The sequence below is a fragment of the Kitasatospora sp. NPDC058965 genome (genome assembly GCF_042741245.1).
Taxonomy (GTDB): domain Bacteria; phylum Actinomycetota; class Actinomycetes; order Streptomycetales; family Streptomycetaceae; genus Kitasatospora.
This window is the reverse complement of the sequence record NZ_JBHYKG010000080.1, coordinates 1-22,738: the sequence shown is the minus strand read 5'-3', so window position 1 is coordinate 22,738 and position 22,738 is coordinate 1. Positions and strand designations below refer to the sequence as shown.

The following is a 22,738-nucleotide window of genomic DNA, read 5'->3' as shown; positions in this document are numbered from 1 at the left end:
AGTCGGGTACGGATCGCCACCCGCTGTGGTCGAGAGGTGATTATCCGCTTACGCTGAGTCATTCCAGAACGGCGTGATTGCGTCACTGGCGAAATCCTGCCAACTGAGTTGATCAGCGGCCGAGTTGGTCCAGCACGGCGCGCGGCCGGTTGGTGATGATCGCCTCGACCCCGAGCTCCAGGCAGAGCTCGACGTCCTCCGGCCGGTCCACCGTCCACACGTGCACCCGGTGGCCGGCCGCCAGCAGCCCCCTGACCAGGTCCGGCTTGCGGCGGACCAGCTCGATCCCGGGTCCGGCCACCACCGCGCCGGCCGGCAGCCCGGCCCCCGGCCACAGCCGCAGCATCGCCGGGTGCTCGAAGAGGAAGACCCGCGGGTACTGGGGCGCGTCGGCGCGCAGTCGGCGCAGTGCCACCCCGGAGAAGCTCATCAGGCGCGCGTGCGGCTTGTCGGGCGCGCCCTGCGTCCCGTTGACCGCCCCCTCGATGCCGAAGTGCTTCAGCATGGCGACCAGTTCGGTCTCCACCTGGCCCCGTCGGCGGACCGGGTGCTTGGTCTCGATCGCCAGGTCGACCCGGCGGCCGGCGTCGGCGACCAGTGCCAGCAGGTCGGCCAGCTTGAGCACCGGCTGCGGCTGCGGCGCCGCGTCCCCGGCCGCCTTCCAGGACCCGAAGTCGTACCGCTCCAGCTCGGCCAGGGTCATCGTGGAGACCACCCGGCGCCCGCCGTCGGAGGTCCGGGCGATGGTCCGGTCGTGCACGCAGACCAGCTGGTCGTCGGCGGTCACCCGGACGTCGCACTCGACCGCGTCGGCCCCCTCGGCCAGGGCCAGCCGGTAGGCGGCCAGGGTGTGCTCGGGCAGCGCCTCGGAGGAGCCGCGGTGGGCGACCACCTGCACCGCCCGCGCGGAGCGGTCGGTGCGGGTGGCGGAGCTGGAGGGAGTCGTCACGCATCTACCCTAGGGCCCGGAAGTGACGCCGGTGCGACGCACCCCCGAACGCCGAGTGTCCTGGTCAGCGGCCTGCGGGCAGCTTGGTCAGGCCGAGGGTGGCCAGCCCGGCCACCAGGAAGGCGAGCAGCGAGGCCCAGGCCCAGGGCTGCGGGGTGTAGTGCAGCCAGCCCTGCAGGTGGGTCCAGCCGCGGGTCCACCAGCCGGCGTTCGGGGTCGGCTCCAGGAACTGGTAGACCGCGAAGCCGAGCAGCCAGGGCGCCAGCAGCAGCGGGCGGGACGGGGCGTCCCCGGTCATGTCCCAGCCCTGCCGGCCGCGGCCCAGGAAGTAGTCCACCACCAGCACCGCGAGCAGCGGCACGAAGACCGAGCCGATCAGGCCCAGGAAGGCGTAGTAGGCGTCGGTGAACTTGGTGATGGCCAGCGCCCCGGCGGTGACCAGCGCGCCGATCCCGCCGCTGAGCAGCCGGCGGTCCACCCGCGGCAGCAGGTTGTGCACCGACATCGCGGTGGAGTACACGTTCGCGAAGGACTGGTCGGCCTCGCGCAGCACCAGCACCAGCAGGAAGGCCCAGCCGGCGGCCACCCCGGCGAACGAGCCGAGCACCTTGTCCGGGTCGCCGCCGCACTGCAGCAGCGCGATCAGGCCGAGCAGGTAGCACCAGACCTGGGCCAGCGTGTAGCCGGAGAAGCTGGCCCAGAACGAGGCCTTCGCCGAGCGCGCGTGCCGGGTGTAGTCGGCGGCCAGCGGGACGAAGGAGACGGAGACCGCGACCACCGCGTCGGTGGCCGGCAGGAAGCCGGTCCAGTTGCCCGCACCCGGGTCGGGGAAGCCGTGCCGGCCCAGCTGCACGGTGAAGTAGACCATCGCCACGCCCACCGCGATCGTCACGTACTTGCGCAGCGCCGCGATCGAGCCCAGCGGCCAGATGGTCAGGGCGGTGGTCAGCGCGCCGGCCAGCAGCACGAAGAGCCAGCGCCAGCCCTGGGTGCCGGCCACCGTCTGCGCGCCGGAGGAGATCACCATCAGCTCGAAGACGCCCCAGCCCAGGCACTGCAGGATGTTCAGCAGGGTGGGCAGGTAGGAGAGCCGGGTGCCGAACAGCCCGCGCAGCACCGCCATCGCCGGGGCGCCGGTGCGGGCGCCGATCAGCGCGGCCACCGAGAGCATCGCGGTGCCGATCACGGTGCCGAGCACGATCGCCACCGTCGAGGCGGCGAAGGAGAGTTCGCTGCCGGGCGCGCCGAGCACGGTGGCCGCGCCGGTGAAGCCGATCAGCGAGATGCCCAGGTTGGTCCAGAGCGCGTACTGGTCCCTGAAGCCGAGGGTGCGCGGCGGGGCGGTGTCCAGCACCAGCGGGGCCTCGGCCCGCGCCGTGGCCGCGGGGTGCGGCGGCGCGGCGGTGGCGGTGGGGGCAGGGGAAGGTGAAGCAGCCGTCATGGCGGTACTCCCTACGCCGGCATTACCCGGACAGGTTCCGGCGGTCAGCGCTCCCTCGCCCGTACCGGCGTCCCCGCCATGGCGTACGGTCGACCAGCGCACTCTCAGCCTGGTGGGTCCAAGCTCCCGCGTGTCAGTTCAATGGCAGCGACAGGGTAGCCCGGAGCCGGGACGACGCCAAGGCGGGGCGGGGCGCCGTCCGTATCCCGGGACGCCGTTCGGTCGGATCCGAACGAGTGGACCGCGGTGGGGGGCGAAGCGGGGGCCGTACGGTCCGCCTAAGGATTCTTACGAGTTCTTCAGGAGGCCACTTACGGCAACCAGATCGGACATGGGAAAAACTAGGGGCCAAGGTCCTGGTCAGCAATGGAGGTCGTCCGTGAGCACCGAGCACGAGAGTGGTTCCACCGGGCCGCAGGGGGAGCAGCTCTCCAGCGGTCAGGGCGAGCCGGGGGGCACTGCGGCGGTCGGTGGCGAGACGCCCTCGCGCGAGTCCGAGGCGGCCGCGCCGGCCGAGCAGCCGGGGGCGGCGCCGACCGTCGCCTTCGGCCGGGTGAGCGCGCCGGAGCCGGCCGCGGCGCAGGAGTACCTCGACGCGCCGCCGCCGGTGCTGCCGGCGGCCGAGCCCGCGGCCCCGGCCGCGCCCTCCTACCTCGACGCGCCGCCGCCGGTGGCGCCCACCGCGCCGGTGGCCGCCGAGCCGCCGGCCAACCCGTACGCCGCCCCGACGGCGCCGCCGGCCGCCCCGCCGATCACCGCGGGCGTCCCGGCCGCCGGTGCCGTGCCGGGCGAGCCGCACCACCCGTTCGGCGCCGGGCACCCGGTCGGCGCCTGGCCGTCGGCGCCCGGCGGCCCGGGCTACCCGGGCGCTCCCGGCTACCCCGGCGGCCCCGCCGGTTACCCGGGCGAGCCCGGTTACGGCCAGCCGGTTCCGGTCAAGAAGGGCAAGGGCGGCCTGGTCGCGCTGGTCGCGGCCGTCGCGCTGATCGCCGGCCTGGCCGGCGGCCTCTCCGGCGCCGCGCTCAAGGGCAACTCGTCGGGCACCTCCGGCGCCAGCCACTCCAGCACCACGGTGACCAGCACCAACGACAACAAGGCGGTCAACCGGGCCCCCGACTCGGTGGCCGGCATCGCGGCGAAGGCGCTGCCCAGCACGGTCACCATCAAGGCCCAGGGCTCCTCCGAGTCGGGCACCGGCACCGGTTTCGTCTTCGACACCGAGGGCCACATCCTGACCAACAACCACGTGGTCGCCCCGGCCCAGGGCGGCGGCAAACTGTCCGTCAAGTTCTCCGACGGCTCCAGCTACACCGCCTCGGTGGTCGGCCAGGCCAAGGGCTACGACGTGGCCGTGATCAAGCTGGACAACCCGCCGGCCGGCAAGCTGGTCCCGCTGCCGCTGGGCGACTCCGACCAGGTCGCGGTGGGCGACACCACCATCGCCATCGGCGCCCCCTACGACCTGGAGGGCACCGTCACCTCCGGCATCGTCAGCGCCAAGAACCGCCCGGTGGCCTCCGGCGACGAGTCCGGCGCGCAGGTCTCGTACATGAACGCGCTGCAGACCGACGCCTCGATCAACCCCGGCAACTCCGGCGGCCCGCTGCTCAACGCCAGCGGCCAGGTGATCGGCATCAACTCGGCGATCCAGTCCAACTCCAGCGGCTCCGGCCAGGCCGGCAGCATCGGCCTGGGCTTCGCCATCCCGATCAACCAGGCCCAGCGGGTGGCCAAGATGCTGATCCAGACCGGCACCCCGGTCTACGCGACCCTCGGCATCCTGCGCAACGACCAGTACAACGGCGACGGCGCCCAGGTGAACACCTCCTCGGTCCAGGGCACCCCGGCGGTCACCCCCGGCGGCCCGGCCGACAAGGCCGGCCTGAAGCCCGGCGACGTGATCACCAAGCTCGGCGGCGTCAACATCGACAACGGCCCGGCCCTGGTCTCCACCATCTGGACCCACGCCCCGGGCGACCAGGTCGACGTGGAGTACACCCGCAACGGCCAGACCATGAAGACCACGGTCACCCTGGGCAGCCGCACGGGCGACACCAACTGACAAACCGGGTGCACCGACCCCCCGCGGACCCGTTAGGCTGACCTCCGCCTGGAGAGCTGCCCGAGCGGCCTAAGGGAACAGTCTTGAAAACTGTCGTGCGGTGACCCCGTACCGTGGGTTCGAATCCCACGCTCTCCGCTGGTGGAGAAAGACCTGATCAGGGCGGGTATCGGCCAAGTGCCGATACCCGCCCTTTTCGATTCCTGTCCCGGGGTGTCCCACCGTTTCCCGGTGCTGACCAGTACGTGCGGAACATCCGTGGAACGTTTTGAGTGCCCTACGCCTCGCCATACTGCTGGCCCAGGAACCGCTCCACGAGGCCGTTGGAGTGGTCCTCCAGCCCCGCCAGCACCTTGGCGTAGAACTTGTACAGCACCGCGACGGAGTGTCCGGCCCGGTAGGCGGCTTCCACCGGGGCCATGCCGGCCACCAGCCATCCCGAGATACAGGCGGCTCGCAGCGCGTACTCCACGTCGGCCAGCTCGGTCGCCTGCTCCTCCGGCGTGAGCACCAGCCGCCGGGCCGCCTTCCACACGTCAGAGGTCTCCTTGGTGGTCAGCAGCCCGCCCGTGGCCGACTGGAACACCCGGCGGTCGGGACCCAACCCGTACGTGGCGATGTGCTGACGCACCATCTGAACGTAGACCGGCGGGATCGGGATCCGGCGCACCGAGTTCTTCGGACGGTGCTTCAGGCCCCGCTCCTCCTGCCCCTGCCCGTCGTCCGTCCAGCGAGACCCGACCCGGGATGCACTGCCGGGCGCCAGGATCAGCCCCCAGCCAGTCTCCGGCAGCTCGAAGTCCGTGTCCCGCAGGTTCGTCGCCTCGGCCGGCCGGGTGGCAGCCCAGCTGATCGCGCCGTAGAACGCGGTCAGGTGTTTGCCGCGTGGGCCGAGCTGCTGCGTGGCGAGGACCAGGTCCCGAGCTTGCCGCGGTGCCGGGACCCACCGGAAGTCGATCTCGGTATCGACCTCCGGCGGCGACCAGCGCACGGCCTTCAGAGGGTGCGTCACCAGCAGCTTTCGCTCAATCGCGTACCGCAGGGCACCGCTGAACGTGGCGTACTTGCGGTTGATCGTGTTGTCCGCCGCGCGAGTGCCGTCCAGCTTCAGCGTGATGGCGGCCAGCGCACGGCGGACTGTGTCCGAGTCGTCGAGCTGGGTCACCAGGACCGACTTCCGAGCGAGCCACGCCAGCGCCGCCGCCAGCTCGGCCGGTGGCTCCGGACGGTGCGGGGAGAAGTTGAACGCCACGGTGGACAGCGCGCGGCGAAGCACGCGCGCCGGGGGTGCGCCGCGGTGGTCGGTGACCAGCGCTGGCGTCAGCGTGGCCAGCCCGTCGGCCCGGGCAGCGCGCTCCTTGGCGGTCGACGCCGGCCACTCGACTTCGGCGAACTTCTTGGCGTGGTCGAACCATGTCACCTGCGCCTCCTTGGCGGCGCGCTCCCGGAACTCCGACCCGGGCAACCCGGTCTCGACATCGAAAGGTTCGCCCCGATTCCGCGCGGCCAGAAGCTCGGCCCGCCGGCCATCGGCCATGGTGAACGTGGCGAAGGTACGAGAGTGTCGTTCCGACCCAACCCGCCAGCGGAGCTGATGAGGCTTCCGCCCCCTGCCCAGGTTGCGGATGGCCCAGATCTCTACATCGAACGAGAGCACGTATTCTCCAAAAGAAGTGCGGCCCCGGACAGACCAGGGCCGCAAGCGTCATAGGGGCGGCTAGGCCGCAGCGTCGCGGTCCAGCGACGTCCACCAGGCGTCCAGAGCCGCGCGACTGACCCGGATCTGACCGTTGGGCAGCTTCCGCAGCTTCGGCGCCTTGCCGCGTGCCACCATCCGGTAGAACGCGGACCGGGACATGTCGATCTCTTCGAGCACGGCAGAGAGCTTCAGGTGCTCCTGCTTGGGCATGGTGGGCTCTCTTTCTGGAGTTGTGGCCAGTCTGGCCAGGAACCCGGACAGGTGGGAGTGATGCTGTCCGGGTTGAAAGTGCTGGTCAGGTGCTGTCCCCGGACAGCAGGACAGGCCGGACAGCAGGACACGGGTGGTCAGCTGTCCATGGCCGCCGGGGCGGTGTAGGCGCCCGTGGCGTCACGGTTCAGCTGGCCCGCCTCGGCCATGCGGGAGCACGTTCGGCGGGTCAGGTCGATGTCCACGCCGGTGGCGTCGGCGATGGCCTTCGGGCGGGCGCCGGGGTGGGCGCGGACGTGGGTGAGGATCGTGGCGCGGGTGTCGTGGATGGTGTGGTCGCTGGCGGGGCCGTCGAGGAGGAGCCAGCTGCCGGTTTCGGGTTGGAAGGTGAGGGCGTGTTCGTTCTCGTCGACGTCGCGGCCGGTGATGTGGAGTACGCCGTCGGCCTTGCCGCGTGAGCGCTTGAGGACGAGCGTGGCGTCTGCGGCGCCGGCGAGGCCGTTGGTGCCGGAGACTTCGGCGAGGAAGTCGTCGGAGCCCATTTTGCGGACGTGGTGGACCAGGATGGTGGCCACGCTGTGGCGGTCGGCTACCTGCTTGATGTGGCCGATGGCGGCGTAGTCGGCGTCGTAGGCGGCCACGCCGGGGGCGGCGCTGCCGCGGACCTTGGCGAACACGTCGATGACGATCAGGCGTGCGCCGGGGTTGGCGGTGAGCCACCGGTCGATGGCGTCCGCGCCGCCCTGGGGCAGGGGCGGGCACTGGGTGACGATGGTCAGGTCCCGCGGTGCGGCGCGTCCGGCGAGGAGTTTGCCCATGCGGGTCTTGAGGCGGCGCGGGGTGTCCTCCAGTGCGAGGTAGAGCACGGGGCCGGGTTCGACGTCGATGCTGCCGAAGGCCTTGCGGCCGGCGGCCACGTCGAGCCCGAGGCCGAGGGAGAGCCAGGACTTGCCGACCTTGGGCGGGCCGGCGAGCAGGCTGACGCCTTCGGCGAAGAACCCGGGGACGGCCCACTTGGGTTCGGGGAACTCGGTGGCCATCAGGTCGGCGGCGTTCCACACGGCCTGCGGCCGGGGCGGGCCCGGTGCGGGCTTTGGCGGGGTGCTGGGCGGCTCGGGGGAGGGGTTGGCCCAGGGGTCGGGCTCGGGCGGCCACGGGGCGTCCTCGCCCGCCTCATGGACGACGCGCAAGCGCGGTGCAGGACGTGGGAGTTCGGGGTCGGCGGGGCGGGTCATGCGGCGACCATGCGAGGGCGCCGGGATCCGGCTCGAAGACCCGACGCGATGGTGCGGGCGGCCTTGGCGGGGGCGTGGGCGACTTGGGCGGCGGCGCCCAGGAGCCAGCTGGTCACCTCAGCCTCGGCCAGCTCGCCTCCGGCAACCAACTGGCCGAGCGCGACAGCGGACAGGTAGAGCGCATCGTTGTGGTGGTCCTTGGCGCCGGTGACGGCAGCCAGTTGTCGCTCTACAGCCGACTTGAGGTAGGCGGTGCGCCGGTCGTGGGCTCGCAGCGGGGCTGTGACGGGCTTCTGCGGGGGCAGTGGGGTTGGTAGGAGCAGCGGGATGAGCCAGACGGGCAGGTCGGCTACAGGGGCGTCGTTGACGGTCCTGTAGGCGCCTTTGGGGGTGGTGCTTCCTGCGGCCACCACCTGCCCGCCACCAGCCCGGGTGTCGACCTTCCAGCCGAGTCCCTGATCCCCTCGGGTGTTGCGCAGCCCCACCCCGCGTGAGGCGCGGAAGTACAGGTGGGTGCTGCCGCCCGGTGAGGCATTGGTGAAGGTGCCGTCTGGGTAGGGCTGGCCGTGCTCCTCGCACAGCGCAGCAAGCACGTCGTGCCCATCAGCGATGCCGGGCAGCGCCCAGCGGGCGGGCGGAGTGTCGCCTGGGCCCTTAGGCACATCCTGGTCGATGACCACCAGTCCAGAGGGGCCGCAGGCGATCCCGATGTTGTAGGGCCGGAACGACCAACAGCGCTCGATCCGCTCGGGGTCGGTGGTGGCGCGTTGCTCCCACGCCTTGATGGCGGGGACCTTGCCACCGGGCACGAGCGGGAAGACATGCCAGTCTCGGGCGGCGGCAGCGAGGGCGGCTGCGAGCAGGATGTTGCCGGTCAAGCTTGTGCTCCTTTCGGTGCGGGCCCGGGACAGGCCGGGGTCTGTCCCGGGCGGGTGGCTCAGCGGCTGGTGTCGGTGCCGAGGTCGAGGCTCTGCTGTCCCTCGATCTCGATGCGGGGCTCGGGCGGCATGAGCCGGTCGACGGCGGCGCGGTGCTCGCGGTCGTTGACCGGGCAGATGACGCGCTGGTCGGCGGTGACGATCCATCCGGCGTGGCGGGCGTCGGCGGCGGCGCGCTCGTGGGTGTCGTAGAGCGGCATGGGGTCGTCGCTGTCCTCGTCGCCGCACACGTCGCAGGTGACGATGTGGAACGTGATCGCGCGGATCAAGTCGGTCTCCTAGGCGGCCTTGAGCGGCTGGGCGGCCGGGGCGGAGGCGGGGTGTTCGAGGACTCCCGCCCACGCGGTGCGCAGGGCGGCGCGGTCGCTGCGCTCGCGCAGGGGCCGGGAGCTGTCCCAGTCCTGGCGGATGGGCATCTGCAGGCCGAGGAAGTCGTGCCCGGCGGCGAAGACGACCGGCTTGCCGGGCCCGGTGGTCCAGGTGGTGACCGGCTCGTATCGGCCGCCGGTGGCGTGGGTCCAGCGGGCGAGGTAGTCGGCGCTCAGGTGCGTCTCCTGCTCCTGGCTCGGCTCGGCCCACAGCGCGCCCGCGAACACGTGCCGCCACTTCGGGTACTGGTCGGCGAGCGGGGTGTTGGCGGGGATGGTGAGCCAGCGGTCGCCGGTGCTGACGGTCAGCCGGCTGTCCTCCCCGCCGAGGGTGGCGCCGGGGATGTAGGTCAGGGTGAACTCGGCGGTGCGCTGCCGGGCGGGGGTGACGGCCCGCAGCGCCGCGAGGTCGGTGAGGGTCAGCAGGGCCCGCCACGGCTGTCCGGTGGTCTCGGCGGCCTCGCGGCGGGCCAGGGCGAAGGTGTAGCGGTCGGTGGCGAGGGCGTGCAGGTGGGTGCCGGTGGCCTCCAGGTACAGGCCGCCCAGGACGGGCAGGGTGTCGTCCGTGCAGATGTGCGGCTTGAGCTGGCGCACCAGGTGCGGCAGGTCGGTCAGGGTGATGGACACGGGTTCCTCCCGAGGGCTCAGATCTCGAACAGGGCGTCCGGCCCGGTGGCCGGCTGGGCGGCACCGGCGGTCTTGCGGGCGCGGGTGGTCGCGGCGCTGTGGCAGTCGGGGCACCACGCGGCCAGCTCGGCCCCGGGCAGGGCGGCCTGCCGGTGCGGGGGCCACAGCAGCGCGGCGGGGTCGGCCGGGGCGGCGAGCAGGCGCACGGGCGCGCCGCTGCCGTGCTTGGAGCGGTAGCCGCCGTGGCGGTGCGGGCAGCGCCCGCCCTCCTCCGGCTTGATGTGGGGCCTGCCGCAGGCACCGCGGCACTGGCAGCGCCCGGCGGCCGCGGCGGTGACCTGCTGCCACAGGCCCCGGTCCCCGAGCGGCCCGAGGCGGTCGGGGCTCACTCGGCGGCCCACGCTTCGACGGCGGTAGCCACGTCGGTGTTGAGCCACTCGCGGGCGGGCTGCGGCGGCAGCGGCAGGCCGACCAGGGCCGAGCGCACCGCCTGGACCACGTCGGCCGGCTCGGCCCACAGCGGCAGCGGCAGGCTGGACGGGATGTCGTTCGAGCCGTCCAGGCGCATGGCGGCGTACTCCCAGCCGCTGGTGAGCGCCCAGTAGACCCCGGCGCCGTGCACGAACAGGTCGGTGTCCAGGGCGGTGTTGTCGGCGTGCCAGGTGAAGACGGCGGACAGGGTCGGGTTGCCGTCGTGGTCGTGCTCGTCCGCCTCGGAGGTCCATCCGTCGTCGCAGCCGATGGCGGCGGCGGTGAGGGCGGTGTCGACGGCGGTGATGTACGGGTCATGCGGCAGCGGGCTGCTGGTCGGCTTGCCGCGGCCGATGGGGCAGCAGCCCCAGTGCACGACGGCGCCGGTCAGCCCGTGGCCGTACTCGCCGACACCGGGGCAGGTCTGGGGTGTGGTCATGCGGCGTTCCTTTCGGGCAGGTCACATCCGGTGACGGCTTCGACCAAGGCGGACACCAGCACTTCGGCAACCGGCGGGGTGACGGCGTTGCCGTACTGGCGGACCTGTTCGCGCTTGTTGCCGAGCACGGTGTAGCCGCCGGGGAAGGCCATGGCGCCGCCGATCTCGCCGGGTTCGAGCATCCGGAACAGGACGTCCTCCACCGCGACTTCGCTGCCACGTACCAGGGCGTAGCGGTCGCGGGTGGTGAGCGCGCCGACCGGTTCGCCGACGGGGCGGGCGGTGCCGTTGCTGTAGTAGGGCAGCAGCAGCGAGGCCCAGTCCGCCGAAGCGGGCGCGGTGGTCAGGCCGTGGTGGTTGCCGGACGCGGTCACGGTGGCGAGGGCGTCGGTGACGGGGCGGGCGTCCGAGCCGCCGCCGCGCAGTTCGGTGATGAACGGCAGCCAGGCCAGGCCGGTCTCGTTGCGGGCGGTCTGGGTGCGCAGCGGCTCGGCCGCGGTCCCGGCGGCCTTGCCGTCACGGCCCTCGGTCGGCACCAGCAGCGGGGGTACGGCGATGCCGTCGTTCTCGCGGGTGGTGCGGGTCGGCATCGGTGCGGTCAACGGCGCCGCGTCGGTGCGCCAGGTGCCGCCGGCCGGGGCGAGCAGCGGCACCGCGTAGCGGGCCAGCCCTGCGCGGATGCGGTCGATGGTGGCCGGGGCGTACGGGGTGAACTGCTTGGTCGGCCGGCCGTCGCCGATCCGCCGCCCCGGAAGCGACCAGTCGATGACCGAGGCGGCCGGGAGGACCGGCGGCTCCACGATCTGGTTGCGGCAGGTGACGTGGGGGCAGCGGTAGACGTACTGCTGGCGGTAGCGGCCCATGTCGGCGCCGCGCCGCTTGAACACCTGCACCGCCCGCACCGGCTTCTCGCACCCCGTGCACCACGCCAACGGACGCAGCCACTTGTCCCAGTCCGGGGTGCGGCCCAACTCCCTCCGCCAGTAGGCGAGATACAGGCGGTCCCGGGACTGCGGGGCGACGGCCACGGTGCGGGGCCGGGCGTGCATGGAGTTGAGCGCGATCAGCCGCGTGTCGTACCCGAGGCTGCGGATGTCGGTGACCCACTGGGCCCAGTCGGTCCAGGCGCGCACGTCGATGACGTTCTCGACCACCCCCGCCAGCACGGGACGGCCCCGGCCGGCCATGGCGGCCAGGTAGCGGGGGATGTCCCACATCAGCGCGCGCGAGCGGTCGGTGGCAGCGTCCGGGAGGGTCTCGCCGAACAGGTCGGGCTGCTTGTCGAAGTCCCGCTTCACGCCCCGGGCGTTGCTCCAACGAGGGCACTCAGGACTTCCCCAGTGAATGTCGGCGGCGGGGAAGCGGGCCACGTCGGCGTCGTGCAGGTCGCCCAGGAAGTGGTCCGCGGCGGGGAAGTTCGCCGCATGCGAGGCGATGGCCTTGTCCCAGTGGTTGGCGGCCAGGACCGGGACCACGCCCGGCACGGCGGCGGCGCCGGTGCTGCTGCCCCCGGCGCCGCAGAAGAAGTCGATGTAGGTCAGGCTCACCGCGCGCCCCCGGTCAGGCTGTGGATGCGCTGGGCGTGGTGGTTGGCGAGGTCGACCAGGGCGTTCACGGCCAGCTTGGCCTCGGCGGTCAGCCGCGGTCCGGGCCGCGTCTGGGTGGGGACGGGCAGGAGCGACAGCGGGACCGGGACGAGCAGGGTGGCGCTGGCCAGCAGCGCGGGCCGCCTGTCCGCGTCGGGCTCGACCAGCCGGTTGAACCGGACGTCGTCCCAGCCGGACCGGTCGCGCTGCCAGTCGTCGAAGCGGATGCCGGGGTCGGGGTGGAGCCGGTAGTGGCGCAGCGGGACCGTGATGCGCAGGGCGAGGCGGTCGTAGTCCTCGCCGGCCGCCTCGGGGGCGAGGTGGTGCAGGTCGGGGCGGATGCGCACGTATCCGGGCGCCATGACCGGGCCGGTGGCGGTGCGCCAGGCAGCCATCGCGAACTGGGCCGCGGTGAGCGGGTAACCCTCGTCGTGGAACTGGCTGGCGTTGATGCGCAGGTAGGCGCCGTAGCGGGAGTGTCCGTCGTCGGAGCGCTCCTGGTCGTCGGCGTCGTTGGTGTGGGCGAGCGTGGACTGGTCGAACTCGGGCATGCTGGGTCCGATCTCGGATTGGGTTTCGGGGTTGAGCGGGGCCCGGGACAGCCGTCTCTCTTGGCGGGGACGGCGGCTGTTCTGGGCCCCGTACTGCGTTGCGGCGTGCGGGCAGGGCTAGAACGGGGGCTCTTCGCTGAAGGCCGCCCCCGCGGCGGGGGCGCCCCAGCCGCCGGCCGGGGCCGCCGCGGGGGCGGGGCTGGCGGTGGACCAGGGGTCGGCGGCCGGGGTGGCGGGGCCGTTGGCGCGCTGGGTGCGGGTGACCTTGGCGGTGGCCCAGCGCAGCGAGGGGCCGATCTCTTCCACGTCGAGGCCGAGCATGGATCGGTTCTCGCCCTGCTCGTTCTGCCAGTTGTGCTGGACCAGACGGCCGGTGGCGACCACGCGCATGCCCTTGGTCAGGGAGTCGGCGGCGTGCTCGGCGATCTCGCGCCAGCAGGTGGCGCGCAGGAACAGTGCGGTGCCGTCGCGCCACTGGTTGGAGTTCCTGTCGAAGACGCGCGGGGTCGAGGCGATGGTGAACTTGGCCATCTGCACCCCGGCGGGGGTGAAGCGCAGCTCGGGGTCGTCGGTCAGGTTGCCGACGATGGTGATCGGGGTCTCTCCGGCGGACAACGGTGCCTCCAGGTAAGGCGGTTGGTGGTCCGGGAGCGGATCTGTCCGTCCCCCGCACCACCCGCACCCCGCGCCGCTGGCTGCGGCAGGGTCGGGCGGCACGGTCAGTCGGGCAGGGCCGGTCAGCAGTACAGGTCCTCGTCCTCGCCCTCGTCGTCGTCCGGGACGGCATCCGTGTAGGCGGTGACGTGCACGACGACGCCGTGCAGCGTCGCGCTGGCGATGTGCTCGGCCCGCCGGAAGAACGGGGCCACGGCGACGGGCGCGCTGAGCTTGTCGGCCCAGGCGGTCACGGCGTTCACGTCCTCGTCCACTTGGATCTCAAGGAACGGGCCCGGTCGGCCGTCGGCGTCGACGCCGGTGGCGTGCATGCGCTGGACCGGAAGTTCGGGGTGGTCGGCCAGGACTTGGGCGGCGGCCGTGGCGGCAGTGAGGGCGTGCTGCGCCTGTTCGAGCAGCTCGCCGGCGGTGGTGGCGGTGGTCACCGGGTTCTCCTCCGGGTCGATGGGACGGTCAGGCCTTCTCGATCTCGTCGTTGAAGAACTTGTAGGTCTGGGTGCTGTCGGGGCCGTCGAGTCCGGCGATGGTGACCCCGTCGGCGGTGGGCGTGACGACGGTGCCGGTCTGGCCGACGAACGTGCGGTCGCCGGGGTCGGCGTACAGGTTCTGGGTGATGCGGACGGTGTCGTTCTTCTTGAACACGGCTTTCTCCTTGGCGAGTTGGTCAGGCGGCGGCGACGGTGGGGGTGAGCAGGTTCTCGATGCGGTAGGCCTCGTCCTCGTCGCGGGCGATGGACTCGTTGTGGTCGGAGAGCCAGCGGCGGGATTGCTTGCCGAGGCCGAGGTGGTGCCGGTTGCGGGCCAGTGCGTCGAAGGCGGTTGCCGGGCGGCCCATCTGCACGGCGTGGACGAATTCGTGGACCAGGGTGGGCATGACCTGGTCGTCCTCGCGCATGGCGGCGGCGTGCAGCAGGATCAGCACGCGCCGGTCGTGGGTGGGCAGGGTCATGCCGGTGGCGATGTGGGCGGTGCTTCGCATCTGCTCGCCCTGCCACAGTTGGCGCCACAGGCGCGGGGTGCCGCCGGTGGCCTCCACGACGGCGAGGCGGACGAGCGTGTCGGGCATCCGCTCGCGCATGTGCCGCTCGACCGCGAGCGCGGCGGGGGCGAGGAGCGGTTCGATGAAGCGGCGCAGCGAGCGCGGGCCGACGGTGTCGAGGGTGACGCTCATTCCGGTCAACTCCCTTGTCCGGGTTCAGTGGTGGGCGCGGGCGGCGGCGATGTCGAGCTGGCGGTGGACCTCGGCCGCGGTGCGGCCGGCGGCGTCGTTCCACTCGTCCACCGAGCGGGCGCCGGGCTGGAGCCGGCGGAACTGCTCCATCAGGTAGGTGCGGGCGCGCATGGCGGTGGCCTCGGTGCCGTATCCGGCCTGCACGACGGCGAGTTGGGCGCCGAGTATGCAGCGGCGCCCGTGCGGATCCCAGAGCAGTCCCTGGCACCAGCCGTGGACGGTCAGGTAGCGGGAGACCAGCCGCAGATGGGTGGCCGCATCGATCGGCACCGGGGCCGGCGCCCGCTTGCGCAGCCGGTCCAGGACGGTCGGCTCCGGGCGGGCCATCCCGAGGTCCCACCGGATCGGGGCCTGTCCGGCCGTGCAGATCACCGGGACCGGGAAGCGGGGAGAGGCGGGCTGGGCGGCAAGGTACTTCTCGATCTCGCGGACGAGCTGGCCGCCGTCGGCGACGAACGAGAGGTCGGGCAGGCCGAGCAGGGCGGCGGTGCGGGTGCTGGTCATGGTCGGGTTCCTCTCGCTCAGTGCAGGCCGGGCAGGGCGTGGAAGAGGGCGGTCATGGTGGAGCGCACGGCGGGGGCGATCCCGGTCGAGGCGGTGTAGAAGCCGAACAGGGCGGCGACCACGGCGCCGCCGAGCTTCACGGCGCCGAAGCGGAGCATCAGGAGCAGGACGGTGCCGAACAGGACGGCGGCGGAGATCGTGAGGACCACGGGCGGGACTCCCTTACCGGTGGGTGGTTTGGGGTGGTTTGGCCTTCCGGGGACCCCTGACAGACCCCTGACGGGCATGGCAAAGCCGCAGGTCACAGAGGTGACGACCCATGACGGACCCCTGTCGGGGGCGGCCGGCGGGCGGGTTTTCCGTCAGGGGTCGTCAGGGGTCCTGACATGCCTGGCGGGTCTGTGACCTGCGGCTTTGTGAGTGCCGTCAGGGGTCTGTCAGGGGTGCGAATCGGGCAGAACGGGCGTCAGGCGGCGTTGTCGAGGCGGTCGGCGGCGGCGCGCAGGTCGGCCAGCTCGTAGCCGTTGGGGCGGGACCCGTCGGGCAGGGACAGGCGGGTCGCCTCGATCTGGACACCGAGGCCGAGCAGGGCAGCCTTGAGGGTCTTGCCGGCCCGGGAGAGCCAGGCGCTCTCGCTCTCCTGCTCGCCCCGGCCGTAGTGCTCGGGGTCGACCTCGGCCAGCTGGCCGAGCATGTCGGTGACACCGATCGCGCCGAGCCCGCTGGTCTCGGCCGCCCGGATCAGGCGGTCCAGCACCGTGACGTGGACGACGCTGCCGAGGCCGTCGGGTCCGCCGGCGGCGGCGCTGACGCCGGTCAGGCGGGCCATGGCCGTCTCGACCGGGTCGTCGTAGTGGCCGGGCAGGCACCCGGCCTCGGTGCGCAGTTCCACCCCGCGCTCGATGAGCGGCAGGATCTCCCCGGCCTCCTCGTCGATGAACAGCGAACGGGTCTCGATCACGCCGGTGTCGGGGGTGTACAGCCAGTTGCGGCCTCGGCTGGTCTTCTCGATCGGGATCTTCGAGGCGTCGTATCCCTGGCCGACCATGCCGTCCCCGAGGACGACGTTGGACGCTGTCGGGGACTCCACACCCATGGCCATGCGGGCGGACAGGTTCCCCCGCAGCCGCGGGGTCACGATCTCGGCCTCGGGATACTGCGTGGCCAGGGCCAGCACGATGCCCATGGCCGGGCCGACCGCCGCGAGCTGTGCGAGGAGCTCGGTGATCTCCTCCGCGTACTTCTTCGCGGGTCCGTTCTTGGCCGTGTAGGTGGCGAGTTCGTCAATGATGACCAGCTCGATTCCGCCGAGCTTGTCGATCAGCTTCTCGCTCGCCTTCGACAGCCCGGCTTCCACCAGGATTTCGGTGCGGCGGTTCATCTCGTCGACCATCAGGCGCAGGAACTGGACCAGCCGCTTGGGGTTTCGGCGGACGAAGGTGGCCAGCGCCGGGGCGTGGCGGACGTATTCACCGGCGCCCTTGCCGTCGAAGAGTCGGATCCGCACGCGGGGGTCCAGCAGCGCGGCGGCCAGCAGGTTGGCCAGGCCCATTCCCTTGCCGGATCGGGCCCGGCCGGCGAACAGGAACGAGTAGTCGGACAGGGTCGGGCGGACGATGTTCCCGCGCTTGTCGAAGGCGAGCGGGAAGCCGTCGATCCACGTGTTCACGGACTTGGCGCGGGCGGCGACCAGCGGGTTGCGGCGGGTGGCGAGGAACGGGTCCTGCCCGCATGCCCAGATGGCCATCCGGCGCCCGTTGGAGCCGACTTGGCGGATGTCGAGGTTGGTGCGGTCGATGCCCATGGCGGCGGCGATTTCGTCGGCTGCCGCGCGGGCTTTCTTCACGGTCACGTCGGGCAGGTCGATGACGGCGTGCCAGGCGTTCGGCACGGCCGGGTCGATCGCGCACGGGGTGACCATCGACAGGCGCTGGCTCTCGCCGATGACCTTGGCGGCCTTGAACGCCCGGTCCAGCATCGACTCGGTCATCGGGTCGCCGTCCGACAGGGACCGGATGTCGGTGGCCCATTCGGTCTCGCGGTCGGGCTGCCGGCCGAGGTAGGCCTCGAAGGCGAGCACTGAACCCACCCCGAGCCACAGTCCGGCGCCGCGGAAGGCGACGTAGGCGGTCAGGACGACCGCCAGCGGCAGGCCGTAGGCCACCAGCGCCCGCAGCAGACGCACGCGGCGCCGGTTGGACTTGGCCTTCTTGTGGGCGGCCACCGCCGCCACCGCGACGGCCACCGCGGCCTCGGCCTGCTTGTTCGCCAGCTTGCGGTCACCGGGCAGGATCGTGAACCGCGCCCGGCGGGTCAGGTCCCTGGCCTCGCGGGCTGCGATGTGCGCCTGGTTGGCCGCCGCCTGCACGTGGGCGCCCTCGAACCCGGCCACCCACCGCCCCGAGCGCCGTATCCCCCGCGAGGCCTGCGCGGCGTGCCCGTGCGTGGTGGTCTGCCGGGCCATCCACCGGCGCACCGCCCGGCGCAGCTGTGTGGCGTGGGCGGTGGCCATGGTGCGGCGGCCGTCGCGGGTGCGGATCCAGGCCGGGATCAGCGGCCGGTCCCCGGCCAGGTCCGCCCGGCGGCTCTTGGCGAGCACCTTCGGCACCTCGGCCGGCGGGTCGAGGTCGGCCGTCCCCCTGGTGTCCGCCAGGTAGACCGAGCCCTCGCCGACCGGCTCGGCCGGGGCGGGCTCGGGGTCGGGCGCGGTGTCGCGGGGCTCGGGGCTGGTCTTGGCGAAGCGGTCGGGGAAGCGGATCACGTCGGCGACGGACGCGCCGTCCGGTTCGCCGTCGGTCGGCTCGTCCCAGTCCGGCACGCGGTCGGCCGGGGTGTCGTCGTGGTTCACTGATGGTCCTTCCGTGCAGCTCAACGAGGTTGGGGTGTGCGGGTGAGGGACCCGGGGCGGCCGGTCGGCCGCCAAGCAAGAGCGGCCGTCCCGGGCTTGATGAAGTGGCTCAGCGGCGCCGCCGCTTGCTGCCGACGATCTGGATCTGGGTGCTGCCGGAGCCGTCCCCGACGCTGTTCTGCACGTTGCGCATGGACCCGGTGTTGACGATGCCGCCACCACTGCTGTTCTGGACGTTCTCCATGTCGCCGATGTTGACGATGCCGTCGTTGGCGGGGGCCTCGGTGTTGTCGGCGATGGCCTGGAAGATCTGGTTCAGCGCGGCGCGCAGGTCGCTGGCGGACTTCTTGCTCACGGTGTGCTCCTGAGGTCAGTTGGCAGAGGTTTGCGGCGTGCGGGTGCGGGCGGCCAGCGACATGGCGCGGCGGGCCACCGGGGAGTACTTCGGGGTGTCGCCGGTGCGGCGTACCGGGGGCATGCCGCCGTTGGCGCGGCGCCCGTCCACGGCGCCCGTGCGGGGGGTTGCGCGGGTGGGGGCCTTTTGGGATTCGACCTGCGGCTTTTCAGCCGTGATGCCCTGGTTTGCGGCTTCCTTGGCGGCTTCCTTCACGGCGGCCTTGGCGGCGGCGCGGGCGGCGATGGACTCGGCGGTGTCGCCCAGTGCGGCGCCGGCGGTGTCGTCCCACGCGCGCTTCCAGGTGGCCTCGCTCGGGTGCAGCTCACCGAGGGCTGCGGCGAGTGCTACCGCCCGCTCCCATGCCCGGGGCCACTGCACCGACCGGTTGGCCTCGCGGGCGGCCAGCTCGTCCGCCGCGCGCTCTGCGGCCAGCTTCTTCTCGGCGGCCTCGGCCGCCGCCTTGCGGGCCTGCTCGCGCTTCTGACGCCGGGTGGGGCGGGCGTCGCGCTTGCGGATGCGGCCGTGCTCGTGCAGGTCCCAGACCATCGGGCCGGCCAGCGAGCAGAACGCCCCGCCCAGCCCGGTGCCGAGGCCGAAGGCGGCCGAGCCGTGCAGGAAGTTGACGGTGGCGGCGAACACCGCGACCGCCCCGGCCAGCGCCCGGTAGTGCCAGGACGGCCGGTGGTCGTCGATCGCGGCCTCGGCCCCCTTGAGCAGCGCCCACGCCAGCCCCTCCAGGACGAGCGGGGCGGCCAGCAGGAACGGCGCCTTCGGCGACCAGAACGCCATCATCTGCAACGGCAGCGAGACCACGACGCAGATCACGGCGATCGTCCTGGCGTAGCGGCGCCACTGGTCGGCGGAGCGTTCGGCCTTGGCGCGCACCGCCTCGGCCTCGGCCCGCACCCGCTCCGCCTCGGCCCGCTTGTCGGCGGCGGCCTGGCGGATGGTGTCGGCCTTGGCCTGCTGCTCGGCCACCTTGACGCCGGCCTCGGCCGCTTTGACCGTGTTGGCGATGCTGGCCGCCTCGGTCTTGGCCCGCAGGGCCTCGGCCTCGGCCTGCTCCTTCGCCGCGGGCTTCGCGGTCGCGGAACGGCTGCGGGTGGTGCGCGGCTGGAGTTCGGTGACGCTCATCGGACCCCCTCGGGCACGAGTCGGGACAGGGTGACCAGGCGGCGCAGCTCGCGGCGGCGCCGGATGCGGGCGGTGCGGCGGGCCACGGCCCGCACAGCGCTCGCGGCGAGCAGGACGCCGGCCGCGGCGCAGGCGGCGTGCGGGTGGGCCTCGATCGCCGTACCGACCGCCCCGAGGGCGGCCAGGACGGTGCGGGCGGCGGCGGGGAAGGCGACGGCGAGCAGGGCCAGCGCCCAGCCGAGCCGCTTCACGGCGGTGGCCATCACGCCGCCTCCTTCGCGGCCGCGGCGGCCTTGGAGCGGGCGCGCTGCTCGCGGCGGCGCAGGCGGGTCCGCTCGGTCTCGTCGAGGCCGCCGAAGATGCCGAACTCCTCGCGGTTGTCCATCGCGCGGGCCAGGCACATCTCGCGCACCGGGCAGGTGGCGCAGATGGCCTTGGCGCGGCGCCCGGAGAACTCGTCGCCCGGCTCGGGGAAGAACATGTCGGGGTCGACGCCCTTGCAGGCCGCGCCGGGCAGCAGGGTGTCCGGGGCCGGGGTGAAGTCGGGCATCCACGATCCGGTCGGACGGGCGGTCACGCCCGGGGTGTGGGTGCCGACCATCGGGTCCGACTTGCGGCCGTCCATCCAGCGGTGTCGAAGGGTCATCACGCGGCCGCCTTCCAGCTCTGGAGCCGGCGCCGGGCCGCGGTGCGCAGCAGGCGGCGGGCGTGGACGGCCTGGGTGGGCGTCAGGTCGGCGAGCTTGGCGTGGGCCACCGCCAGGCGGGCCCGGCGCGAGATGGCCGACTCCCCGGCGGTGCCGGTGAACAGCTCGGTGTCGATGCCGATGGCCAGCTCGGCGAACTCCGAGGCCGTAGTGGCCTCGTGGCCTGCAACAATCAGTCGCACGGGTCCTTCTCCTCACAGGTGGGGCCCGGCGGGGGCGGCTTCTCTCCGGCCAAGGACTGGAAGCCGTCCCCGCACCTCGGGCACGGGGTGTCGGGTAGCGCTGTAGATCAGCGCTGCGTGGTGGCGCGGTCGCCGTTGCCGAAGCGGCGGGAGCCGTCGGCGCACCGCACGACGTGGCGCGGACCGCCCCGGAACGGGCTCCACTTCGTGACCGCCTCGCACTCCACCCGCGACCAGCCCGGAGCAACGGCCCCGAACTCCTCGCGCAGATAGTCCAGTTCGGTGGCCTCGCGAGCGGAGCGCTCGGCTCGGGCCTCGACCGCCTCGCGGGCCAGGTCCGCGACCATCTCGGCGGCCATCGCCTCGGCGAGCACGCCCTGGGCGACCGCCTCGGCCCTCTCGGCCGGGTCGGTGACCTCCTCGAACCGGTCGATCTCGTCCGCCGCCGGCGCCGCCGGGTTCGTGGCTAGCAGCACCTCGGCCGCCAGCTCCACCGCCGCCGCACGCTCCCCCTCGCCCAGCTCGGCCGGGTCCAGCCACAGCTCGGGCCGCGTACCCGTCAGCCGGGCCACGTGCTTGGCGAAGTCGCTGGCACCGACGGTCGGGGCGGTCGGCATGCGGGTGGCGGTGAGCATCGCAGTCATCTCCTGGCCGGTAGTGCGCCGCAACCGCGGCGCGCCTGTTCGTGCAGGTCCAAGCAGCCCAAAGAAGGCTGACAGGAGCTCAAGACCTCCTGTCCTGAAGTCCTCTTTAGGACTTGGGAAGACTATGCAGTGCCGTGTGCCGTGACGTCAACACCTCTTGAGGACTTAAGCTGTCGATGTCGCCGGGAGTCGGTGGCGAATCCGAGCCAGAGGTCCGAAATGGCCAAGTACGAGAAGATTGCGGATGACCTTCGCGCGCGCATCCGTGCTGGTGAGTGGGGGCCAGGCGACAGGCTGCCGGCCGAGACGCCGGATCTGACAGGGCAATACCAAACGAGCCTTCCGACTCTCCGTCAGGCGCTCGCTGTGCTCGTTGCCGAGGGTGTGGTCGACAAGATGCACGGCCGAGGCAACTTCGTTCGGAAGCCGCGCAAGCTGGTCGTCAGGACGAACGAACGCCATCAGTGGGAGAAGGATCGGGCCCGCCAGCCGGAGGAGACGCGTCGGCAGACTGGGGCGACGGAGCACGACACTGGCCTGACGGTCTTGGACCTGGTGTTCAAGGCGGAGTTCCGAAGGATCGAGGCCCCGGAGAGTCTCGCCGGGCTCTTCGCTGTTCCGGCGGGCACTGGGTTGCTTGAGCGGACCTACCGCACGCGCTACCGCGAGGAACGCGAGCCGTTCAACGTCGCGCGCTCGTACCTCCTGTACGACATGGCCGAGGCCAGCCCGGAACTTCTCGACCCCTCTCGGGAACCGTGGCCGGGCGGGACCCAGAATCAGCTCTTCACCATCGGGATCGAACTCGATCGCGTCGAAGAGCGCATCACGGCCCGTCCGCCGACGATTGAGGAAGCCGACGAACTCGGCCTCAAAGCCGGAGTCTCGGTCATCGCTCTCCGCAAGATCTCCCACAGCACCGATGGGCGGGTTGTCGAGGTCTCCGATGTGGTTCTTCCTGGCGACCGGACCGAGCTGGTGTTCACGACTCCCTTGAGCAGGTGGTGAGCATGGTCCACGTCATCTCTGTCATCACAGCAGTGCACGGCCCGTCGGCCGAGCATCTCCCGGCCGCGTACAAGTCGCTGTGTGAGCAGCAGCTTCCTGACGGATGGGAGTGGCAGTGGGTCATCCAAGAAGATGGTGAGACTGGGGCTGTTGCTCCGTACGTGCCGGCCGACTCCCGGATCACCTTCGGCCAGGGGCGGCACGGCCGGGCGGGAGTCGCTCGCACGCTTGCGCTCTCGCGCGCGGAAGGCCAGTTCGTCAAGGTTCTGGATTCCGATGACATGTTGCCGCCTGGCACATTGGCTCGTGACCTGGCAGCGCTCGCGAAGCCGGGAATCTGCTGGGCGACCTCCCGAGTGCTCGACCTTCTTCCGGATGGCTCGACCGTAGGGTTCGACCAGGACCCGCCCGAGGGGCCGATCGAGCGCGGTGCGGTGCTGGCTCACTGGAAGGCGCATGACTTCCGTGCCCAGGTGCACCCGGCAACTCTGTGCGTTCGGCGCGATCTGCTACTTGCCCTCGGTGGCTGGATGGCTCTTCCGGCCTCGGAGGACACCGGCCTGTTGATGGCACTCGACGCGGTCAGCCGCGGTTGGTTCACGGCGAAGACGGGGCTTTTGTACCGGAAATGGCCGGGGCAGGTCACGAGTCAGGCAGCGCATGTCCACGAAGGCGAGCGGTCGGCGCGGATGGCAGTTGTTGAGCAGCGGGCGCGGGCACTGGCTGCCCTCGAAGACTGGCGCATTGACCGCTGAGCGCCTGAACGCAGAATGGCCCGGGGTCACAGCACTCAAGATTGTACCCCCGCAGTCAAATATACACATATAACAACC

The 22,738-nt window shown here is 72.2% G+C and carries 28 protein-coding genes, 1 tRNA gene and 1 riboswitch; of the genes, 4 read left to right on the top strand and 25 right to left on the bottom strand.

Translation table 11 applies throughout. The features are described from left to right. Positions 1–112 precede the first annotated feature (112 nt). Both ACFW1A_RS16065 and ACFW1A_RS16060 read right to left on the bottom strand, forming a co-directional pair. Positions 113–949: a glycerophosphodiester phosphodiesterase family protein gene (locus ACFW1A_RS16065; protein ID WP_380409401.1), complete on the bottom strand. Its 837-nt coding sequence runs from the start codon at positions 947–949 to the stop codon at positions 113–115. Between the two features lie 64 nt (positions 950–1,013). Then, complete coding sequence (locus tag ACFW1A_RS16060) at positions 1,014–2,390, bottom strand: purine-cytosine permease family protein (RefSeq protein WP_380409400.1); 1,377 nt, start codon at positions 2,388–2,390, stop codon at positions 1,014–1,016. Beyond that, a riboswitch (TPP riboswitch) is annotated at positions 2,382–2,530 on the bottom strand. Its footprint overlaps the gene before it by 9 nt. Positions 2,531–2,769: 239 nt before the next feature. Here ACFW1A_RS16060 and ACFW1A_RS16055 point away from each other — a divergent pair. Both ACFW1A_RS16055 and ACFW1A_RS16050 read left to right on the top strand, forming a co-directional pair. Then, complete coding sequence (locus ACFW1A_RS16055) at positions 2,770–4,452, top strand: S1C family serine protease (RefSeq protein WP_380409397.1); 1,683 nt, start codon at positions 2,770–2,772, stop codon at positions 4,450–4,452. 50 nt (positions 4,453–4,502) lie between these two features. Next, positions 4,503–4,590 (top strand) — tRNA-Ser (locus ACFW1A_RS16050). 139 nt (positions 4,591–4,729) lie between these two features. On the opposite strand, the gene ACFW1A_RS16045 is transcribed toward ACFW1A_RS16050, so the two are convergent. The 23 genes from ACFW1A_RS16045 to ACFW1A_RS15935 form a co-directional block, all read right to left on the bottom strand. Then, on the bottom strand, positions 4,730–6,109 hold the full coding sequence (locus tag ACFW1A_RS16045; RefSeq protein ID WP_380409394.1) for a site-specific integrase: 1,380 nt from the start codon (positions 6,107–6,109) through the stop codon (positions 4,730–4,732). Positions 6,110–6,169: 60 nt separating this feature from the next. Continuing rightward, on the bottom strand, positions 6,170–6,361 hold the full coding sequence (locus tag ACFW1A_RS16040) for a helix-turn-helix transcriptional regulator (RefSeq protein WP_380409391.1): 192 nt from the start codon (positions 6,359–6,361) through the stop codon (positions 6,170–6,172). 137 nt (positions 6,362–6,498) lie between these two features. After that, positions 6,499–7,596: an AAA family ATPase gene (locus ACFW1A_RS16035; RefSeq protein ID WP_380409388.1), complete on the bottom strand. Its 1,098-nt coding sequence runs from the start codon at positions 7,594–7,596 to the stop codon at positions 6,499–6,501. Continuing rightward, a complete protein-coding gene (locus tag ACFW1A_RS16030) occupies positions 7,593–8,474 on the bottom strand; it encodes a bifunctional DNA primase/polymerase (protein WP_380409386.1) in 882 nt (293 codons plus the stop codon). Before ACFW1A_RS16030 ends, ACFW1A_RS16035 begins: the two co-directional genes overlap by 4 nt. A gap of 59 nt (positions 8,475–8,533) precedes the next feature. Beyond that, positions 8,534–8,803, bottom strand: a complete 270-nt coding sequence (locus ACFW1A_RS16025; RefSeq protein WP_380409384.1) for a hypothetical protein — start codon at positions 8,801–8,803, stop codon at positions 8,534–8,536. A 9-nt stretch (positions 8,804–8,812) separates the two neighbouring features. Then, positions 8,813–9,529 carry a hypothetical protein gene (locus tag ACFW1A_RS16020; protein ID WP_380409382.1) on the bottom strand — a complete coding sequence of 239 codons (717 nt, stop codon included), beginning with the start codon at positions 9,527–9,529 and terminating at the stop codon, positions 8,813–8,815. Between the two features lie 17 nt (positions 9,530–9,546). Continuing rightward, entirely contained in the window at positions 9,547–9,918 is a 372-nt protein-coding gene (locus tag ACFW1A_RS16015; RefSeq protein WP_380409380.1) for a hypothetical protein, read from the bottom strand. After that, positions 9,915–10,439, bottom strand: a complete 525-nt coding sequence (locus tag ACFW1A_RS16010) for a hypothetical protein (protein WP_380409378.1) — start codon at positions 10,437–10,439, stop codon at positions 9,915–9,917. The genes ACFW1A_RS16015 and ACFW1A_RS16010 overlap by 4 nt, the downstream gene beginning before the upstream one ends. Continuing rightward, on the bottom strand, positions 10,436–11,986 hold the full coding sequence (locus tag ACFW1A_RS16005) for a DNA cytosine methyltransferase (protein ID WP_380409376.1): 1,551 nt from the start codon (positions 11,984–11,986) through the stop codon (positions 10,436–10,438). The genes ACFW1A_RS16010 and ACFW1A_RS16005 overlap by 4 nt, the downstream gene beginning before the upstream one ends. Next, positions 11,983–12,576, bottom strand: a complete 594-nt coding sequence (locus tag ACFW1A_RS16000; RefSeq protein WP_380409374.1) for a hypothetical protein — start codon at positions 12,574–12,576, stop codon at positions 11,983–11,985. Before ACFW1A_RS16000 ends, ACFW1A_RS16005 begins: the two co-directional genes overlap by 4 nt. 117 nt (positions 12,577–12,693) lie before the next feature. Continuing rightward, positions 12,694–13,191 carry a single-stranded DNA-binding protein gene (locus ACFW1A_RS15995; protein ID WP_380409372.1) on the bottom strand — a complete coding sequence of 166 codons (498 nt, stop codon included), beginning with the start codon at positions 13,189–13,191 and terminating at the stop codon, positions 12,694–12,696. A gap of 122 nt (positions 13,192–13,313) precedes the next feature. After that, the gene (locus ACFW1A_RS15990; protein ID WP_380409370.1) at positions 13,314–13,676 is read right to left on the bottom strand and encodes a hypothetical protein; all 363 of its coding nucleotides are present in this window, start codon (positions 13,674–13,676) and stop codon (positions 13,314–13,316) included. 28 nt (positions 13,677–13,704) lie between these two features. Beyond that, on the bottom strand, positions 13,705–13,893 hold the full coding sequence (locus ACFW1A_RS15985; protein ID WP_380409368.1) for a hypothetical protein: 189 nt from the start codon (positions 13,891–13,893) through the stop codon (positions 13,705–13,707). A gap of 22 nt (positions 13,894–13,915) precedes the next feature. After that, the gene (locus ACFW1A_RS15980; protein WP_380409366.1) at positions 13,916–14,422 is read right to left on the bottom strand and encodes a hypothetical protein; all 507 of its coding nucleotides are present in this window, start codon (positions 14,420–14,422) and stop codon (positions 13,916–13,918) included. A 24-nt stretch (positions 14,423–14,446) separates the two neighbouring features. Further along, on the bottom strand, positions 14,447–14,986 hold the full coding sequence (locus tag ACFW1A_RS15975) for a hypothetical protein (RefSeq protein WP_380409364.1): 540 nt from the start codon (positions 14,984–14,986) through the stop codon (positions 14,447–14,449). Between the two features lie 17 nt (positions 14,987–15,003). Continuing rightward, positions 15,004–15,195: a hypothetical protein gene (locus ACFW1A_RS15970; protein ID WP_380409362.1), complete on the bottom strand. Its 192-nt coding sequence runs from the start codon at positions 15,193–15,195 to the stop codon at positions 15,004–15,006. 257 nt (positions 15,196–15,452) lie between these two features. Beyond that, complete coding sequence (locus ACFW1A_RS15965) at positions 15,453–17,834, bottom strand: FtsK/SpoIIIE domain-containing protein (protein WP_380409360.1); 2,382 nt, start codon at positions 17,832–17,834, stop codon at positions 15,453–15,455. Between the two features lie 109 nt (positions 17,835–17,943). Then, positions 17,944–18,189, bottom strand: coding sequence for a hypothetical protein (locus ACFW1A_RS15960; protein WP_380409358.1), 246 nt, complete (start codon positions 18,187–18,189; stop codon positions 17,944–17,946). Positions 18,190–18,204: 15 nt separating this feature from the next. After that, on the bottom strand, positions 18,205–19,365 hold the full coding sequence (locus tag ACFW1A_RS15955; protein ID WP_380409356.1) for a hypothetical protein: 1,161 nt from the start codon (positions 19,363–19,365) through the stop codon (positions 18,205–18,207). Next, positions 19,362–19,628: a hypothetical protein gene (locus ACFW1A_RS15950; protein WP_380409354.1), complete on the bottom strand. Its 267-nt coding sequence runs from the start codon at positions 19,626–19,628 to the stop codon at positions 19,362–19,364. Before ACFW1A_RS15950 ends, ACFW1A_RS15955 begins: the two co-directional genes overlap by 4 nt. Further along, positions 19,628–20,011 carry a WhiB family transcriptional regulator gene (locus tag ACFW1A_RS15945; RefSeq protein ID WP_380409352.1) on the bottom strand — a complete coding sequence of 128 codons (384 nt, stop codon included), beginning with the start codon at positions 20,009–20,011 and terminating at the stop codon, positions 19,628–19,630. Before ACFW1A_RS15945 ends, ACFW1A_RS15950 begins: the two co-directional genes overlap by 1 nt. Further along, positions 20,011–20,253 carry a hypothetical protein gene (locus ACFW1A_RS15940; protein WP_380409350.1) on the bottom strand — a complete coding sequence of 81 codons (243 nt, stop codon included), beginning with the start codon at positions 20,251–20,253 and terminating at the stop codon, positions 20,011–20,013. The genes ACFW1A_RS15945 and ACFW1A_RS15940 overlap by 1 nt, the downstream gene beginning before the upstream one ends. Positions 20,254–20,360: 107 nt before the next feature. Next, complete coding sequence (locus tag ACFW1A_RS15935; protein WP_380409348.1) at positions 20,361–20,897, bottom strand: hypothetical protein; 537 nt, start codon at positions 20,895–20,897, stop codon at positions 20,361–20,363. Positions 20,898–21,116: 219 nt separating this feature from the next. Between ACFW1A_RS15935 and ACFW1A_RS15930 the strand changes: the two genes are divergently transcribed. After that, complete coding sequence (locus tag ACFW1A_RS15930; protein ID WP_380409346.1) at positions 21,117–21,905, top strand: GntR family transcriptional regulator; 789 nt, start codon at positions 21,117–21,119, stop codon at positions 21,903–21,905. Between the two features lie 2 nt (positions 21,906–21,907). Then, positions 21,908–22,660: a glycosyltransferase family 2 protein gene (locus tag ACFW1A_RS15925; RefSeq protein ID WP_380409344.1), complete on the top strand. Its 753-nt coding sequence runs from the start codon at positions 21,908–21,910 to the stop codon at positions 22,658–22,660. Positions 22,661–22,738 lie beyond the last annotated feature (78 nt).

Bases quoted from the DNA above. Each gene is read 5' to 3' on its own strand.
- ACFW1A_RS15980 (WP_380409366.1), bottom strand. From the start codon at position 14,422: ATGAGCGTCACCCTCGACACCGTCGGCCCGCGCTCGCTGCGCCGCTTC.
- ACFW1A_RS15935 (WP_380409348.1), bottom strand. From the start codon at position 20,897: ATGACTGCGATGCTCACCGCCACCCGCATGCCGACCGCCCCGACCGTC.
- ACFW1A_RS16040 (WP_380409391.1), bottom strand. From the start codon at position 6,361: ATGCCCAAGCAGGAGCACCTGAAGCTCTCTGCCGTGCTCGAAGAGATC.
- ACFW1A_RS16010 (WP_380409378.1), bottom strand. From the start codon at position 10,439: ATGACCACACCCCAGACCTGCCCCGGTGTCGGCGAGTACGGCCACGGG.
- ACFW1A_RS15930 (WP_380409346.1), top strand. From the start codon at position 21,117: ATGGCCAAGTACGAGAAGATTGCGGATGACCTTCGCGCGCGCATCCGT.
- ACFW1A_RS16000 (WP_380409374.1), bottom strand. From the start codon at position 12,576: ATGCCCGAGTTCGACCAGTCCACGCTCGCCCACACCAACGACGCCGAC.
- ACFW1A_RS15925 (WP_380409344.1), top strand. From the start codon at position 21,908: ATGGTCCACGTCATCTCTGTCATCACAGCAGTGCACGGCCCGTCGGCC.
- ACFW1A_RS15950 (WP_380409354.1), bottom strand. From the start codon at position 19,628: ATGGCCACCGCCGTGAAGCGGCTCGGCTGGGCGCTGGCCCTGCTCGCC.
- ACFW1A_RS15945 (WP_380409352.1), bottom strand. From the start codon at position 20,011: ATGACCCTTCGACACCGCTGGATGGACGGCCGCAAGTCGGACCCGATG.
- ACFW1A_RS16060 (WP_380409400.1), bottom strand. From the start codon at position 2,390: ATGACGGCTGCTTCACCTTCCCCTGCCCCCACCGCCACCGCCGCGCCG.
- ACFW1A_RS15955 (WP_380409356.1), bottom strand. From the start codon at position 19,365: ATGAGCGTCACCGAACTCCAGCCGCGCACCACCCGCAGCCGTTCCGCG.
- ACFW1A_RS16035 (WP_380409388.1), bottom strand. From the start codon at position 7,596: ATGACCCGCCCCGCCGACCCCGAACTCCCACGTCCTGCACCGCGCTTG.
- ACFW1A_RS15975 (WP_380409364.1), bottom strand. From the start codon at position 14,986: ATGACCAGCACCCGCACCGCCGCCCTGCTCGGCCTGCCCGACCTCTCG.